Raw genomic sequence first — 15,365 nt, 5'->3', positions numbered from 1 at the left:
TCAGGACAGCTCGAATTCGACCACGTCGGCGAGCGCGTCGACGGCCTCGGCGAAGGCGGCCAGCCGCTCGGCGACCGACGGCGCCGCCAGCACGGCGTAGCGGTCGGCGGCCCCGATCGGGACGCGCGACGCCAGCACGAAGAGCCGCTGCCCGGGATCCTCGCCCCCGGCCGGACCCAACAACGCCTCGCGGTCCGGCAGTTCGGCTCCGCGCGCGTCCGCGATGCGCCCGAACACGGCCATCACGCGATCCTCGAGCTCGCGCACCTGGGCCGAAGTCACCGGGTCCCCCGGCTCGTCGGGCCAGCGCCGCACGGCGGCCCGCGGGTAGGGATCGTCGGGCAGCCACTCGCACACCCGGATCCGCTCGCCCGTCCGGCACACCAGCGAGTAGCGGCCCGCGCCGTGGTCGACGCATTCGCCGATCGTGGCCAGGGCCCCGACGTCGCAGCGCGCATCGCCCCCGCCGACCTCGCGGCCGGCCGAGATCAGCACCACGCCGAACGGGTCGCCGCTCTCGATGCAGTGCCGCACCAGCGCGCCGTAGCGGGGCTCGAAGATCCGCAGCGGCAAGTCCTGGCCGGGCAGCAGCGGCGATTCCAGCGGAAACATCGCCAGCTCGAGGGTTTCGGCACCGGTCATGGGGCTAGATCTCCAACTCGGCCACCAGCGCGTCGACAACGGCGCGCAGGTCGCCCTCGTGTTCCTCGGCCACGCGCCGCTGCCGCTGGTAGGAGGCGCCGCCGCGCCAGATGTCGGCCACCGCGGCCAGTTCGTCAACGCAATTCAGCGATTTCGCGACCGGCTCCAGCCGGGTCAGCACGTCGGCGAGGTCGTCGGTGACCAGCCGCTCATTGCTGTCGGCGTCCAGGATGATCACCGCGTCGAGCCCGTAGCGGGCGGCGCGCCACTTGTTTTCCTGGACGTGCCAGGGCGGCATGGTCGGCAACGTCTCGCCGGCCTCCAGCCGGCGGTCCAGGTCGACGATGAGGCAGTGCGTCAGGGCGACCAGCGCGCCCAGCTCCCGCAGATTGGACACGCCGTCGCAGACCCGCACCTCGAGGGTGCCCAGATGCGCAGACGGCCTGACGTCCCAACGGATCTCGTCCATGTGGTCGATGATGCCGGTCTTCTTCTGGTCGTAGACGAAGCCCTCGAACTCGGCCCAGGTCTGGAACTGGAACGGCAGCCCCGCGGTGGGCAGCTGCTGGAACATCATCGCCCGGTTGCTGGCGTACCCGGTGTCCTCACCGCCCCACCACGGCGAGGACGCCGACAGCGCCAGCAGGTGCGGGTAATAGTTGAGCAGCGAGCTCATGATCGGCATCACCTGGTGCGCGGAGCGGATGCCCACGTGCACGTGCACTCCCCAGATCAGCATCTGGCGGCCCCACCACTGGGTGCGCTTGATCAACTCCGCGTAGCGCGGCGCGTCGGTGAGTTTCGCCGACGACCACCGCGCGAACGGGTGGGTGCCGGCGGAGAACAACTCCATGCCGCGGTCCCGGACGATCCGCCGGGCCGGTCCCAGGGTTTGCCGCAGATCTTCGATGGCCTCCCCCGCGGACTCGCAGACGCCGCTGACCACCTCGACGGTGTTGCGCAGCAATTCCTTGTGCACGCGCGGGTTTTCGCCGATCTCGGCGATCACCGAGGTGGCCTCGTTGCTCAGGTCGCGGGTTTCGGCGTCGACCAGCGCGAACTCCCACTCCACCCCGACCGTCGGCCGCGGCGAGCGGGCGAAGTCGATGCGGGTGTTGCCCCGGTTAGCCGGAACCGATGACACCGCACGCCACTCGCTTGCCGGCGTCACCGGTGTTCATCGTCGTCTGGTCGGCGCCCGGCGTGCCGTTGGTCTGCTGGTAGCGGTCCGGCGGGATGTTGGCGAAGTTGTCGGCACCGGCGTGGATGACGATCGCGGTCTTCTGGCCGGTCAGCAGGTCGTCCATGCCGAAGGCGTCGGTGGTGGTCTCGAGCATCCCCGTCCCGTCCTGGCGGACCTGAAGCGGCGGCAGGTAGCCGCTGTCGGGGTGGGCCGAATGCCCGGGCGCCTGGAAATGCCCGCCCGCGGAGAGGAAGTCGCCGGGCTCGCCGCCACCGGGGGCGACCGAGTTGGGTTCGCACTTGCCCACCTTGTGGATGTGCACGCCGTGGAAGCCGGGCGCGAGGTGGCCGGGCCCGGTCGTCGCGATCGTGACGGTGGCGAAACCGTTGCCGAAATCGAACTTGGCGGTCGCGATCTCGGCGCCGTCGGCGTTCTTCAGCACGGTGATGATGCTCTGCGCGGCCGGCGCCGCGTTCCCGGAGCCCGGGGACGCCGCGGGTGCGGGTGAGCCGGTCCAGACCGGCGGCGTGGTGCCCGGGGACGTCGCGGGGTTCTGGCCCGGCGAACAGGCACTCAGCAGTCCGGCGCAGGTGGCCAGTAAACACGTTGACAGTGCGGACATGGTGGCGGCAGCGGCATTACGGTGACCGGCGAGCATAGGCATGACGAGAGCCTAACCCGGCGCCCCGAGACCGATCGAGCGGCCGGACGTCTCAGCCCGCCACCAGGACGATGACGCCCGGCGGCTGATCGCTGAGCGCGGGGATTCGCGTTTCCACGGGTGCGCCCAGCTTCTTGCCCACGGCGTCGGCGGTGGCATGCTCACCGTCGGCGTCGGTGAAGTACACCGTGGTGGTCGTGACGTCGGGCATCGTGAGGTTGCCGACCTCGGTGACCCGGAAACCGGCGGAGCTGAGCTCGTCCTTGGTGCGCCCGGCGACGCCTTCCTTGGCCGAGATGTTGTAGACGCGGACGTCCGCCTGGTTCGCCGCGGGTGTCGTCGAGGTGGCCGGGGAGCTGGTGGTGCTGGTCATGCTGGACACCGCCGACGCCGAGTCGTCGTCGGAGTTCCCCGAGCCGAGGGCCTGCCACCCGAGCAGCAGGAAGATCACCCCGAGGAACAGCAGCACCATCACCATGGCCCGCAGCGGAAGCCCCGTGGAATCGGGGACGCGCTCTTTCATCGAGCCCACTGTAGCGAGTCAGGTCACCTCGAAGCCGAGCCGCCGCGCCGCGCGCGCCTTCTGCCGGCTCGCGCGCAGCCGCCGCAGCCGTTTCACCAGCATCGGGTCGGCGGCCAGCGCCTCGGGCCGGTCGACCAGCGCGTTGAGCACCTGGTAGTAGCGCGTCGCCGACATCGAGAAAAGCTCCTTGATGGCGTCTTCCTTCACCCCGGCGAATTTCCACCACTGGCGTTCGAACGCCAGGATGTCGTGTTCACGTCGGGTGAGCCCATCGGCGATGTCAGCGTCGTCCCCCGATTGATTTGCCCGCGCCATGGCGCTGTCCATATTGCTTCCCCTGGACCCTTCCGGCGGATTCTCGAATTGCTCTGGTGACCTAAATACGGGCATGTTTTGCGCGAATATTGAACCACGCCGCGAAGTCTGGTGCGGCGAACCCGGACCGCGAGTCGCCGTATTGCCCCGCATCTCGCCCGCCCAGCCCGATCGCGCGCCTCCTCCTCGGGCCGTTTCGGCCCGCATCGTCGACGCGCCTAAGCTAGCCGACCATGGCAGTCGTACCGATCCGCATCGTGGGAGACCCGGTGTTGCACAGACCGACGGATCCCGTGCCGGTCGCCGCCGACGGCTCGCTGCCGGCCGATCTGGCCGAGCTGATCGCCACGATGTACGACACCATGGACGCCGCCCACGGGGTCGGTCTTGCGGCCAACCAGATCGGGTACGGGTTGCGGGTTTTCGTCTACGACTGCGCCGACGACCGCGGGACTAGCGAGCGCCGCCGCGGCGTGGTCGTCAATCCGGTCCTGGAGACCTCCGAGGTGCCCGAGACGATGCCCGACCCGGAGGCCGACGACGAGGGCTGCCTGTCGGTCCCCGGCGAGTCGTTTCCGACCGGCCGGGCGAAGTGGGCGAAGGTGACCGGCCTGGACGCCGAGGGCAACCCGGTCGCGCTCGAGGGCACCGGCCTGTTCGCGCGGATGCTGCAGCACGAGACCGGGCACCTCGACGGGTTCCTGTACCTGGACCGCCTCGTGGGCCGCTACGCCCGCGGCGCCAAGCGGGCCGTCAAGGCCCACGGTTGGGGGGTGCCCGGGCTGTCGTGGCTGCCGGGCGAGGGACCCGACCCGTTCGGTCACTGATGGTCGCGTGGCCAGAGCCCGGCACGCGGGTGACGGTGCGCTACCGGCGCGCCGCCGGGTCGGTCCCGCCGCTGACCGACGCGGTGGGCCACCTGCTGACGGTCGATCCGGTGGTGCGGGTGCGGACGAAGACCGGCGCGGTCGTCGAGTTCGCCCCCGACGACGTCGTGGCGCTGCGGGTGCTGACCGACGCACCGGTACGCACGTCCCAGATCCGCGCTCTCGAGCACGCGGCCGCGCGAGCCTGGCCCGGCGTCGAGCACACCTGGCTGGACGGCTGGCTGCTGCGGGCCGGGCACGGCGCGGATGTGACGGTCAATTCAGCTGTGCCGCTTGATACTTCGGCTCACATTAGCAGCCTGCCCGCCATCGTCGACTGGTACCGGCGCCGCGGTGCGGAGCCGCGCCTGGCGATCCCGGACCGCTTGCTGCCACTGCCGGCCGGGCTGACGGCGGAACGAACCGAACAGGTTCTGGTGCGCGACGTCTCCGGAATGGCCGCCGGCGACCCCGCCGCGGCCGCCACCCTCTCGGCCCGCCCGGACGACGCCTGGCTGCCGACGTCGGGGGCCGGGCTCGACGTTCAGACGCTGACCGCCGTCACCGACGGCGAGCTCAGGTTCGGCGTGCAACCGGGCGCCGCGGCGGCGCGCGCCGCGGTGACCGACTCCCCCGACGGCGCCCGTTGGGTGGGTCTGTGGGTGCCGGCCGCCGGCGACGCGGCCGCCGCTCGCCGCGTGTGCGAAGCCCTGCTCGCCTGGGCCGCGGGGCGCGGGGCGACCCGCGGCTACCTGGCGCTCGTCGAGGACGCCGACCCGGCCGGGACCGCCGTGGCCGGCGCGCTGGGCTTCCGGCCGCACCACCGCCGCCGGTACTTCCCGGCCGGCGACCCCGGCGGCGCTACCGTCTAGCCATGCGGCTGGCCACCTGGAACGTGAACTCCATTCGCACCCGCCTGGACCGCGTCGTGGACTGGCTGGCTCGCGCCGACGTCGACGTGCTGGCCATGCAGGAGACCAAGTGCGCGGACAGCCAGTTCCCCACCCTGCCGTTCTTCGAACTCGGCTACGAGGTCGCCCACGTCGGGTTCAACCAGTGGAACGGCGTGGCGATCGCATCGCGCGTGGGCCTCGACGACGTGCAGGTCGGCTTCGACGGCCAGCCCGGCTGGAGCGCCAAACCCGGGCTGGACCCTGCCCGGGAAGCCCGCGCGCTGGGCGCCACCTGCGCCGGCGTGCGGGTGTGGAGCCTGTACGTGCCCAACGGCCGCGCCCTGGCCGACCCCCACTACGGCTACAAGCTGGACTGGCTCGCCGCGCTGCGCGACGCGGCGGCCGGCTGGCTGCACGACGACCCCGCGGCGCAGATCGCCTTGGCGGGCGACTGGAATATCGCGCCCACCGACGAAGACGTCTGGAGCCCCGAATTCTTTGCCGGGGCCACCCACGTTTCCGAACCCGAGCGCCGGGCCTTCCAGGCCGTCGTCGACGCGCAATTCACCGACGTCGTGCGGCCATTCACGCCCGGCCCCGGCGTGTACACCTACTGGGATTACACCCAGCTGCGATTCCCCAAGCGACAAGGCATGCGCATCGACTTCATCCTGGCCTCGCCGGCGTTGGCCGGGCGGGTGAGCGCCGCGCAGATCGTCCGCGAGGAACGTAAAGGCAAAGCGCCCAGCGACCACGCCCCGGTGCTGGTGGATTTGCGCGACGGCTAGACCGGGTGGGGACGGTATAGGGGCGGTCGGAATTCTCGCGCGCCCACTCGTTGTATTACGCCCAAGTAGCGTGGCAGGCTTTTCTTTGGAAAGATACAGGTAAAATTTCGGTGCCGCTGTTTACGTTCCGTTCAACGGGTATACAGGCGACGTCAACCGGTCGCCGCGAGGACGACCAGAGATCAGGAGCCATCATGAGTGTCGTCGGTGGGGCAGCCCGAAACGTGGGTAACGCCGTCAACCGTGCGGCCGACGCGGCCACCGCCGCCGCCGGCGCCGTGGGCGGCGCGGCGGTCAACGGGATCGTTGGCGGCGTCACGGGTGCCGCGGAGGGCATCAAGCGCGGCGTCAGCTCGGGCAGTCACTCCACGCCGGCGGCCGCGCTGGCCATGGGTGCGCTCGGGGTGGCCGGCCTGGTCGAGTGGCCGGTGCTGCTGGCCGTGGGCGGTGGCGCGCTGCTGCTGCACCGCATGCACCGCAAACCCGAACCGCCCCCGAAGGCCAACCTGAAGCCGGTGCCGACCGACGACGCGCCGAAGAAAGCGGTGCCCCAGAAGGCCGCCAAGCCGGCGGCCAAGAAGACGGCCGGGCGCCGGGCGGGCGCGAGCGAGCTGCGCAGCACCAACTAGCCGGGATCCGTTGAGCAGCCCTTGAGCATTGCCACCTCCTCCATTCGAATACCGCTGCGCGTCCTGGCCGCCGGAGTCCAGACCACCACCGCCCTGGCGGGCGCCTCCCTGAACATCGCGGCCATCCCGCTGCGCGAGGGCGCCCGGGCGATCACCGGCGAGCTGCCCCAGCAGACCCCCACCGCACCCGCGGCGCCCCCGGTGCAGCCGCCCGCAGCAGGCGCGGTGCCGGTGATCAGGGTGGTGACCGTGGCCGCCAACGCGGCCGGGCTGGGCATCGCACTGACCGGACGCGCCCTGCACTGGCCGCGGGCGCCGATCGGTGTGCTGGCGGGCGTCGTCGCGGTGGACTATCAGCCCTGGGCGCGGCGGCTGATCGAGAACGCCATCGGCCGGCCCGCGACCGACACCGTGCTGGCCCTGGCCGGGGTGGCCGCCGAGACCGTCACCCAGTCACCGGGGGCGTTGTCGGTGGGCCTGCTCATGCAGTCGCTGCGCGCCGCCGAGAGCCGCGCCGAGGCGCGGGTGTGGCGCCTGCACGAAGCGGAACTGGCGCGCCGCGCCGAGCGGGACGCCCCGACGCCCGAGCGCCGGCCGCGGCCCGGCAGATCCCCGGCCGCCGCCGGGCGCCGCTTCGCGCTGACGCAGGCGCTCAGCGCGGGGCTGATCGGCGCCACCACCCGCAGCGTGCACCTGGCCGCGACCGCGGTGCTGGTGACCGCGCCCAAGGCGAGCCGCACCACACCCGAGGCGTTCGCCGCGGCGCTCGGGCACGGATTGGCCGATCGGCACGCGGTGCTGACGCTGCGGCCCGACGCCCTGCGCCGCCTGGACCGAATCGACGCGATCGTCGTCGACCCCCGGGCGTTGTGCACCAGCGGCCTGCAGGTGGCGCGCGTGCGCGGCGCCGCCGAGGACGAGCTGCCCGCGGCGTGGAACCGCGCCCAGCTCGTCCTGGCCAGGGACGGTCTGCAGGCCGGCTGGCACCCGGTCCCCGGGATCTCGGCCGCCGAGCCGGGTTCCGCGGTCGAGGCACTGTTCCGCCCGCCCCACGATCCGCTGGCCGCGGCGGTGGTCGCCGAGGCCCACCGGTCGGGGGCCGACCTGGTGTCGGTCGACGTCGACGCGCTGGGCGAGCTGCGGCACGCGTTCGACGACCTCCGGCCGCCCGGCGGCCGATCCCTGGACGACGCGCTCGCCGCGACGGTCGCCGACCTGCATCGCGCGGGCCGCGCCGTCGCGGTGCTGTCCGCGCTGCCGGGCCCCGCCCTGGAAACGGCCGACCTGGCGCTGGGCATCCTGCCGCGCCACGACACCGATCCCCTGCCCTGGGAGGCCGACCTGCTGCTGCCCGACCTGGCCGCCGCGTGGCGGGTGCTGCGCGCCCTCCCGGCGGCCCGGGCCGCCACCCGGCGCGGCGCCGGGATAGCGGCCGGCGCGACGGCCATGGGGTCGCTGCTGATGATCCCCGGCGTGCGCGGCCTGGGGCCCGGGCCGATCAACACCGGCGCGGCGGCGGGGCTGCTGTCGGGATACCTGCTGGCCCGCGGCATCGTCGGCGCCGAGGCGCCCCGGCCGTGCTCGGTGCACGACTGGCATGCGATGTCGGTCGAGCAGGTCCGCGCGGTGCTGCCCGCGCCCGAGTCGGAGCCGGCCGGCGAGCCGGGCCGGCTCGCGCTGGCCGCGATCGGCGCCGCGCAGCCCGACACCGGTGCGCGTGCGTTCCTGCAGTTCCTCGAGGCGGTCCGCGCCGAGTTGACCGACCCGCTGACGCCCGTGCTGGCGCTGGGCTCGGCGGCCAGCGCGGTGCTCGGTTCGCCCGTGGACGCGGTGCTGGTCTTCTCGGTGCTGGCCGCGAACTCGATGCTGGCGGCCAGCCAGCGGCTGCGCGCCGAGAACCGACTGAATCACCTTCTGGCGCAACAGATCCCGCCCGCCCGCAAGCTGGTGACGGGGCCGGACGGCCAGCGCGCCTACGCCGACGTCATCGCCGCGCAGCTGCAGCCCGGCGACGTGATCGAGGTGCGCACGCACGAGGTGGTGCCCGCCGACGCCCGCATCCTCGAGGAGGTCGACGTCGAGGTCGACGAGTCGACGCTGACCGGTGAGTCGCTGTCGGTGGAGAAGCAGGTCGAGGCCACGCCCGGCGCCGATCTGGCCGAGCGCCGCTGCATGCTCTACGCCGGCACCACGCTGGTGGCGGGCACCGCGGTCGCCGTCGTGACCGCCGTCGGCGCCGACACCCAGGAGCGCCGCGCCGCCGAGCTGGTGTCCGCCGGCATCTCGTCCGAGGTGGGCCTGCAGCACCAGCTCAGCCAGCTCACCAACCGGGCCTTCCCGGTCAGCATGTCCGGCGGCGCCCTGGTCGGCGCGCTCGGAATGCTGCGGCGCGCGGCCCTGCGCGAAGCGGTCGCCAGCGGGATCGCGATCGCCGTGGCCGCGGTCCCCGAGGGCATGCCGCTGGTGGCCACGCTCGCGCAGGCGGCCTCGGCGCGACGGCTGACGAAGTTCGGGGCGCTGGTCCGCGTGCCGCGCTCGGTGGAGGCCCTGGGCCGCATCGACGTGGTCTGTTTCGACAAGACCGGAACGCTCAGCGAGAACCGCCTGCGCGTCGCCGAGGTCCACCCGGCGCCGGGACATTCGCGCGAGGAGGTCCTGCGCTGCGCCGCGCACGCCGCCCCGGCGACCAACGGCGACCCGCACGTGCACGCGACCGACGCCGCCATCGTGGCGGCGGCCGCCGAGTCCCTCGGGGCCCCGACGGCCGTGCCGCAGCCGGACGCACACCTGCCGTTCCGGTCCGGCAGGTCGTTCTCGGCGTCGGTCACCGATCACGAGCTCACAGTCAAGGGGGCACCCGAGGTCGTGCTGGCCGCCTGCGGCGCCCCGGGCCCCGAGCCCACGGTCGGTGAGCTGGCCGCCCGCGGGCTGCGGGTCATCGCGGTGGCGCGGCGGGAGCTCACCCCGCAGCAGGCGCGCCGGATCCGCGACGACCCCGACGGCATCGCCGAATTCTGCGCGCACGGATTGGCCCTGGCCGGGTTCCTCGCCCTGTCCGACACCCCGCGCGCCGAGGCCGCCGGTCTGCTCGCCGAGCTGCGGCGGCAGCGGGTGGGCGTCAAGCTGATCACCGGCGACCACCCGATCACCGCCACGGCGATCGCCACCGAGCTGGGGCTGCCGGTGACCGTCGGCCAGGTGATCAGCGGTGCCGAGTGGGACGCGCTGTCGCGCAAGGACCAGGAACGCGTCGTGACGGAGCGGGTGATCTTCGCGCGGATGACACCGGAGAACAAGGTCCAGGTCGTGCAGACGCTGGAAGCCGCCGGCGTGCTGTGCGCGATGGTCGGCGACGGCTCCAACGACGCGGCCGCGATCCGCGCCGCCACCGTCGGTATCGGCGTCGTCGCCGGCGGCAGCGACCCGGCGCACCTGGCGGCCGACGTGGTGCTGGTCGACGCCAGCATCGAGGCCCTGGTGCAGGCCATCGAAGAGGGACGCCAGCTCTGGCAGCGGGTGCAGTCGGCGGTCTCAGTGCTGCTCGGCGGCAACGCCGGGGAGGTGCTGTTCGCGATCATCGGCAGCGCGCTGACGGGCACCTCGCCGCTGAACACCCGCCAGCTGCTGCTGGTGAACATGATGACCGACGCGCTGCCGGCCGCGGCGCTCGCCGTCAGCAAGCCCAGGGGTCCCGTCAACCCGGGCCTGCGCGGCCCGGATCAGCCCGCGCTGTGGCGCGCCGTCGCCGTCCGCGGCACCACCACGGCCGCCGCGGCGACGGCGGCGTGGGCGATGGCGGGGGTCACCGGCCTGCCCCGGCGTGCCTCCACCGTCGCGCTGGTGGCCCTGGTGGGCGCCGAACTGGGCCAGACGCTGCTGGATTCGCACGCACCGCTGGTGCTGCTCACCACGGTCGGCTCGATGGCCACGATGGCCACCCTGATCAGCATCCCGGTGGTCAGCCAGCTGCTCGGCTGCACTCCGCTGGATCCGCTCGGCTGGGCGCAGGCTCTGGGAAGCGCCGCGGCCGCGACGGTCGCCCTGGCCGTGGCGAACGGTGTCGCGGAGAGATGGGGCAGTCCGGACACAGATCCGCCGATTGACGGCGCGGCCGCCCGGTCGCGACAATCTCCACAATCCCCACGCGCCACAACAACGCATAGACATGCCTCAGGGGCACGGCGAGCGCCGAAGCAACCGGCGATATCAGAGGATCCGCCAGGGTCTCGGACGTCGTCATGAACCCGACGGTTGCCGGGTGACCCGGCGGGGCGGGAAACCCTTCGTTACAGAAAGGCAAACGATGGCAGAAAAGCAGGCACGCCGGGGAACGTCGCAGCACGAGGCGGTGCAGAGGATCCGCGAGGGCGAGACGTTTGCCGTGAACCTGCCGCTGGTGGGGCAGGTGGAGATTCCGCGGCCCGAGCAGCTGGCGTACTACGGCGGCCTGGCCGCCCTGGCGGCCTTCGAACTCATCGACTGGCCCGTGGCCCTCGTCATCGCCGCCGGCCACATCATGGCGAACAACCACCACAACCGGCTGCTGGAGGAGCTCGGCGAGGCGATGGAGGAGGCCTGACCCGTTGCTCGTCAGCCGGTCAGGGCGTGGTCGAACTCCAGCGTGACCCGGGTGCCCGCGGGGGTGCGGACGGTGTCGACGCGGTCGGCCAGCCCGCCCATCAGCGTGAGCCCGCGCCCGCGCCGCTTGGTGCGCATGCTGGCCGAGGAATCGCCGACCCACTGGCCGGTGTCGCTGACGGTGATCGCGACGGTGTCGCGGCGCAGGAACGCCTCGACGGAGACGGTCTTGTGCGGTTCGCTGCCGCTGCCGTGCTCGATCGCGTTGGTGACCGCTTCGCCCGCGGCCAGCAGGATGTCCAGCTCGCGGCGCGGGCCGACGGCGATGGTGTTCAGCCAGCCCCGCAGCCGGCCCCGCGTGACGGGGATCTGTGCCGGCGCGGCGGGCACCACGGTGGCGAAGCTGGTCGCGGCCGCGTGGCTGGGGCGTAGCGCCAGCAGCACGACGTCGTCGCGGAAGCCGGCCGCCGGCGTCATCCGCTGCAACAGCTCGTTGCAGAGGGACTCGACCGGCAGGTCGGCGCAGTCCGCGGCCGCCGACCTCAGGCGCGCGAACCCGTCGTCGAGCGTCTCGCCGAGCCGCTCGATGAGCCCGTCGGTGTAGAGCAGGATCAGGCTGCCCGGTTGCAGCTGCGTCGTCGCGGTGGCGGCGAGCGGGTCGTCGTACACGACGCTTTCGGTGACGGCGACCGGGGGACGGCGGCCGGACTCCAAAAAGGCCGGGGCCCGGTCGGCCGGGATGACCAGCGGGTAGGGGTGCCCGGCGCAGCTGTAGCTGACGGTGGCGGTCCCCGGGTCGGGTCCGGTCTCGACGAGGGCGTAGGCGACGGTCGCGCAGCGGGCGCCCGTGACGCTGGCCGCGTACCGGTCCAGCGCCGTGAGCACCGCATCCGGTTCGGGGGCGGTGAGCGCCGAGGCGGCCACCGCGGCGCGCAGCCTGCTCATCACGATCGCGGCGGACAGGCCGTGCCCGACGACGTCGCCGACCGATATCCCGACCCTGCCCGCCGGGGCCAGCGGGGTGACCGAATACCAGTCGCCGCCGACCCGCATCGCCTCCCCGGCCGGCTGGTACACCGCCGCGACGACTCCCGCGGTCGAGCCGCGGTTCAGGTCGAGCAGGTGTTCCTGGAAGTCGACGGCGATGCGGTGTTCGCGCGCCATCACCCGGACCCTGTCCAGGGCCGACTGGGTGAGCTCGGCCATCCGGCGGAAGGTCTCGAGCTCGGCGGGTTCGAACTGGCGCGGCGCGGGCCACAGCAACGCCAGCACGCCCGCGATCCGGCCCGCGTCGTCGCGCAGCGGGTGCGCGACGCACGCGCGGACGTCGGCCGCGGTGTCCTGCACCGCGTGCTGGTAGCGCGCCGGGAGGTCGAACGTGTCGGGGATGATCATCGGCTCGCCGGTGCGCACGACGTCCGCGCCGACCAGGGGGGCCTCGAACGCGGCCACGTGGTAGCGATCGCGCAACTCCGTGGGGACGTCGCCGGCGTACTCGAACCGGATGTGCCGCTCGCCGTCGACCACCCCGATCGTGACCGCCGCGGCGTCACCGGAGCCGAACGGCGAGTTGGAGAACGCTTCGAGGATCCCCGCCACCGAGTCGGCGGACTGCAGCGCCGAGTCGAGCTGCACCAGATCGGCGGCGAGCCGCCGATGGGCCTCGCGCTGCTGCCGGACGCGCTCGCGGCCCACCGCGGACAGCCGGGACGCCACCCGGTCCACCAGTTCCTGCGAGCGGAACGGCTTGGGCAGGTAGTCGTCGGCCCCGCCGGCGAAGCCTTCGGTGATCGCCTCGGCGCCGGCCCGCGCGGACAGCATGAGGACCGGCGTGGCCGCCAGCGCCGGGTCCGCGCGAATGGCCGCCACCAGCCCGAACCCGTCGACGCCGGGCATCATGACGTCGGTCACGATCGCGTCGGGGTGCAGCCTGCGCGCGGCCGCCAACGCCGACTGCCCGTCGGCGACGAGAACGGTCTCGTAGTGCGCGGACAGCACCCGGTTCAGGTGGGCCCGCATGTCGGCGTTGTCGTCGGCGATCAGCACCACCGGGCGGCCGGGCGCACCGGGCGCGGCCGCCACCTCGGCGGGCCCCGACTGCAGCCACTGCGTCGCCTCGGCCACATACGGGTTGCTCTCGTCGACCATCTCGTCGAGCAGCGCGGCGGGCGAATGGTCGACCGCGGCGCCGTCGACCGATTCCGGCAGCCGGATCGTCACCGTGGTCCCGCGATCCACCTCGCTGTCGATGTGCACGCTGCCGCGGTGCAGCTCGACCAGGCCGCGGACCAGCGACAGCCCGATCCCGGTGCCCTCCACGCTGCGGCCGCGCGCGGTGTCGGCCCGGTAGAAGCGCTCGAACAGCCGGTCCAGGTCGTCGGCGCCGATCCCGACCCCGGTGTCGCGGACCGCAATCACGCAGCACCCCGCCTCGGCGCGCACCTCGACCGAGATCGAGCCCTGCAGCGTGTATTTGACCGCGTTGGACAGCAGGTTCAGCACGATCGTCTCCCACATGGCGGGATCGACGTCGGCGGTCGCCGCGGCGCAGTCCAGCACGAGGTCGAGCCCCGCCCGGTGGCACAGCTCGCTGAACGACGACGCGATGTGCTCGGTGAGCGCGCCGACGTCGGTGCACACCGGCTTCGCGTTCGCGCGGCCGGCCTCGATGCGGGAGAAGTCGAGCAACGAGTCGACCAGCCGCTGCAGGCGGCGCGCGTTGCGCCCCGCGGTGCTCAGCCGCTCGGCCAGGAGGCTGCCGGGCGGCGCGTCGAACAGGGCGTCGTCCAGCGGACCGAGCAGCAGCGTCAGGGGCGTGCGGAACTCGTGGCTGACGTTGGTCAAAAACGCCGTCTTGGCCCGGTCCAGCTCGGCCAGCGCGTCGGCCCGCTGCCGCTGCTGCTCGAAGGACACGATCTGGGCGAACGACGACGACAGCTGGTCGGCCAGCAGCTGGCAGAAGCCGCGGTACTGCGTGTCCAGGCGCCGCCGCGGAGCGAGCCCCACCACCAGGGCGCCGGCCGTCGAGGCTTCGCCGAGGGGCACCACCAGGGCCTGCTGCGGGCAGTCGTCGGCCAGGACCTCGGCGACACCCTGGATCACCGCGGGCACGTCGTCGGCGAGCCGCACCTCCGCCCGGGACCGCGCGGCCGGATCGTGTCCGGTCAGCTCCTCCAGCGTGCGGGGCAGCAGGCCCGACACCGCCGGCGTCGCGCCGCACAGCGCGAGCCGCCCCGAACCCGCATCCTCGACGTAGACGGCGACGAACGGCAGGTCCGCGGGCTGGCCCGCGCACACCGCGACGGCGGCCTCGACCGCCTCGTCGAAGCTGCGCGCCTCCGTCGTCGCCGACGCCACCGCGTTGAGCAGGTGCAGCCGGCGCTCGCTCAGCACCCGGTCGGTGGTCTCGTAGGACGGGCAGAAGATGCCGAAGGGCCGGCCGTCGGCGGAGATCAGCGGGCTGTAGGTGAACGAGAAGTAGCGTTCCTCGCGCCGGCCGGCTGTGACCATCGGCAGCATCAGGTCACGCGACCAGGTCGCCTCCCCGCTGGCGACCACGCCGGCCAGCATCGAGCCGATCGAGTCCCAGATGTCCCACCACACGTGGCGGCCGGGCTGGCCGAGGGCGGCCGGGTGCTTGTCGCCGAGGATCTCGATGTAGGCCTCGTTGTACACGACGAACAGGTCGTCGGTGCCCAACCACAGCACGAGCGGAAACCGCGATGTCAGGGTCGTGGCGACCGCCGCGCGCATCTCGGCCGGCCAGTCCTGCGGCGGGCCCAGCGGGTGGGCCGCCCAGTCGAACTCGGCGAACCGGCGGCCCATCTCCCCACCCAGCGCGGCCGCAGCCGCCAGGTCCGCCGGCAGCGCCCCGTTCATTGCCGTCGCTTGCGCTGCAATGCCTGCGACAGCGTCGGGTAGATGTCGAAGACCCGATCCAGCTCGGTGACCTGGATCGGCCGCAGCACGTGGGCGTGGGCGGCGACCAGGCGGACCGCCGTCCCCGCCGCCCGGCCCGCCTCGTGGCAGCCCAACACCGCGTTCAGGGCCGCGCTGCCGAAGAAGTCGACGGCCTGCAGGTCGAGGACGACCAGCCCGGCCGGGTGCGTGGCGGCCAGCTCGAGGGCCGCGGTGAGCTGAGCGGTGAGCTCGTCGACCGTGCTGGAATCGACGTCACCTTTGATCCGGACCACCACGGCATCCTCGTGGGCCTCGTGTTCGACCGCCAACAATCCCGTGCCTTTCGCCAGCCGGACGTGTCACATTCAGCCGCTGAGCCCGATGACG

13 protein-coding genes and 1 pseudogene are annotated in these 15,365 nt (G+C 73.0%); 6 read left to right on the top strand and 8 right to left on the bottom strand.

The genetic code is table 11. From position 1 onward, the window contains the following. From ACJ512_RS03605 to ACJ512_RS03585, 5 genes are read right to left on the bottom strand one after another with little or no spacing between them, the layout of a single operon-like run. Entirely contained in the window at nucleotides 1-642 is a 642-nt protein-coding gene (locus tag ACJ512_RS03605) for an LON peptidase substrate-binding domain-containing protein (RefSeq protein WP_407689222.1), read from the bottom strand. 4 nt (nucleotides 643-646) lie between these two features. Next, nucleotides 647-1,786, bottom strand: coding sequence for a glutamate--cysteine ligase (locus tag ACJ512_RS03600; RefSeq protein WP_407689228.1), 1,140 nt, complete (start codon nucleotides 1,784-1,786; stop codon nucleotides 647-649). After that, complete coding sequence (sodC, locus tag ACJ512_RS03595) at nucleotides 1,767-2,489, bottom strand: superoxide dismutase[Cu-Zn] (protein ID WP_407689221.1); 723 nt, start codon at nucleotides 2,487-2,489, stop codon at nucleotides 1,767-1,769. The genes ACJ512_RS03600 and sodC overlap by 20 nt, the downstream gene beginning before the upstream one ends. Nucleotides 2,490-2,538: 49 nt before the next feature. After that, nucleotides 2,539-3,009, bottom strand: a complete 471-nt coding sequence (locus ACJ512_RS03590; protein WP_407689220.1) for a LytR C-terminal domain-containing protein — start codon at nucleotides 3,007-3,009, stop codon at nucleotides 2,539-2,541. Nucleotides 3,010-3,027: 18 nt separating this feature from the next. Then, the gene (locus ACJ512_RS03585; RefSeq protein ID WP_144950754.1) at nucleotides 3,028-3,336 is read right to left on the bottom strand and encodes a DUF3263 domain-containing protein; all 309 of its coding nucleotides are present in this window, start codon (nucleotides 3,334-3,336) and stop codon (nucleotides 3,028-3,030) included. 221 nt (nucleotides 3,337-3,557) lie between these two features. Between ACJ512_RS03585 and ACJ512_RS03580 the strand changes: the two genes are divergently transcribed. The 5 genes and pseudogenes from ACJ512_RS03580 to ACJ512_RS03560 form a co-directional block, all read left to right on the top strand. Further along, nucleotides 3,558-4,151: a peptide deformylase gene (locus tag ACJ512_RS03580; RefSeq protein WP_407689219.1), complete on the top strand. Its 594-nt coding sequence runs from the start codon at nucleotides 3,558-3,560 to the stop codon at nucleotides 4,149-4,151. Then, nucleotides 4,151-5,062: an N-acetylglutamate synthase, CG3035 family gene (locus tag ACJ512_RS03575; RefSeq protein ID WP_461479971.1), complete on the top strand. Its 912-nt coding sequence runs from the start codon at nucleotides 4,151-4,153 to the stop codon at nucleotides 5,060-5,062. Before ACJ512_RS03580 ends, ACJ512_RS03575 begins: the two co-directional genes overlap by 1 nt. A gap of 2 nt (nucleotides 5,063-5,064) precedes the next feature. Beyond that, nucleotides 5,065-5,871 (top strand): exodeoxyribonuclease III, encoded by an 807-nt coding sequence (locus ACJ512_RS03570; RefSeq protein ID WP_407688482.1) that lies wholly within the window; start codon nucleotides 5,065-5,067, stop codon nucleotides 5,869-5,871. Nucleotides 5,872-6,065: 194 nt separating this feature from the next. Next, a complete protein-coding gene (locus ACJ512_RS03565; protein WP_407688481.1) occupies nucleotides 6,066-6,500 on the top strand; it encodes a hypothetical protein in 435 nt (144 codons plus the stop codon). A gap of 483 nt (nucleotides 6,501-6,983) precedes the next feature. Continuing rightward, a pseudogene (locus tag ACJ512_RS03560) lies at nucleotides 6,984-10,484 on the top strand (HAD-IC family P-type ATPase); the annotation flags it as partial. On the opposite strand, the gene ACJ512_RS03555 reads toward ACJ512_RS03560, so the two are convergent. Then, nucleotides 10,459-10,740 (bottom strand): Rv1535 domain-containing protein, encoded by a 282-nt coding sequence (locus ACJ512_RS03555; protein WP_407688484.1) that lies wholly within the window; start codon nucleotides 10,738-10,740, stop codon nucleotides 10,459-10,461. The pseudogene ACJ512_RS03560 and the gene ACJ512_RS03555 sit on opposite strands and share 26 nt — an antisense overlap. 63 nt (nucleotides 10,741-10,803) lie before the next feature. On the opposite strand from ACJ512_RS03555, the gene ACJ512_RS03550 reads away from it, so the two are divergent. Then, nucleotides 10,804-11,079, top strand: a complete 276-nt coding sequence (locus tag ACJ512_RS03550; RefSeq protein WP_407688480.1) for a hypothetical protein — start codon at nucleotides 10,804-10,806, stop codon at nucleotides 11,077-11,079. 11 nt (nucleotides 11,080-11,090) lie between these two features. Here the strand turns inward: ACJ512_RS03550 and ACJ512_RS03545 are convergent, their stop codons facing one another. Beyond that, complete coding sequence (locus ACJ512_RS03545; protein ID WP_407688479.1) at nucleotides 11,091-14,957, bottom strand: SpoIIE family protein phosphatase; 3,867 nt, start codon at nucleotides 14,955-14,957, stop codon at nucleotides 11,091-11,093. Next, nucleotides 14,954-15,310, bottom strand: a complete 357-nt coding sequence (locus ACJ512_RS03540) for an STAS domain-containing protein (protein WP_407688478.1) — start codon at nucleotides 15,308-15,310, stop codon at nucleotides 14,954-14,956. Before ACJ512_RS03540 ends, ACJ512_RS03545 begins: the two co-directional genes overlap by 4 nt. Between the last annotated feature and the right edge of the window lie 55 nt (nucleotides 15,311-15,365).

Origin of the sequence: Mycobacterium cajalii, from assembly GCF_045809005.2 — a bacterium.
Classification (GTDB): Bacteria; Actinomycetota; Actinomycetes; order Mycobacteriales; family Mycobacteriaceae; genus Mycobacterium.
Note: the sequence above shows the minus strand (reverse complement) of the source record. Positions and strands in the feature narration are given on the sequence as shown.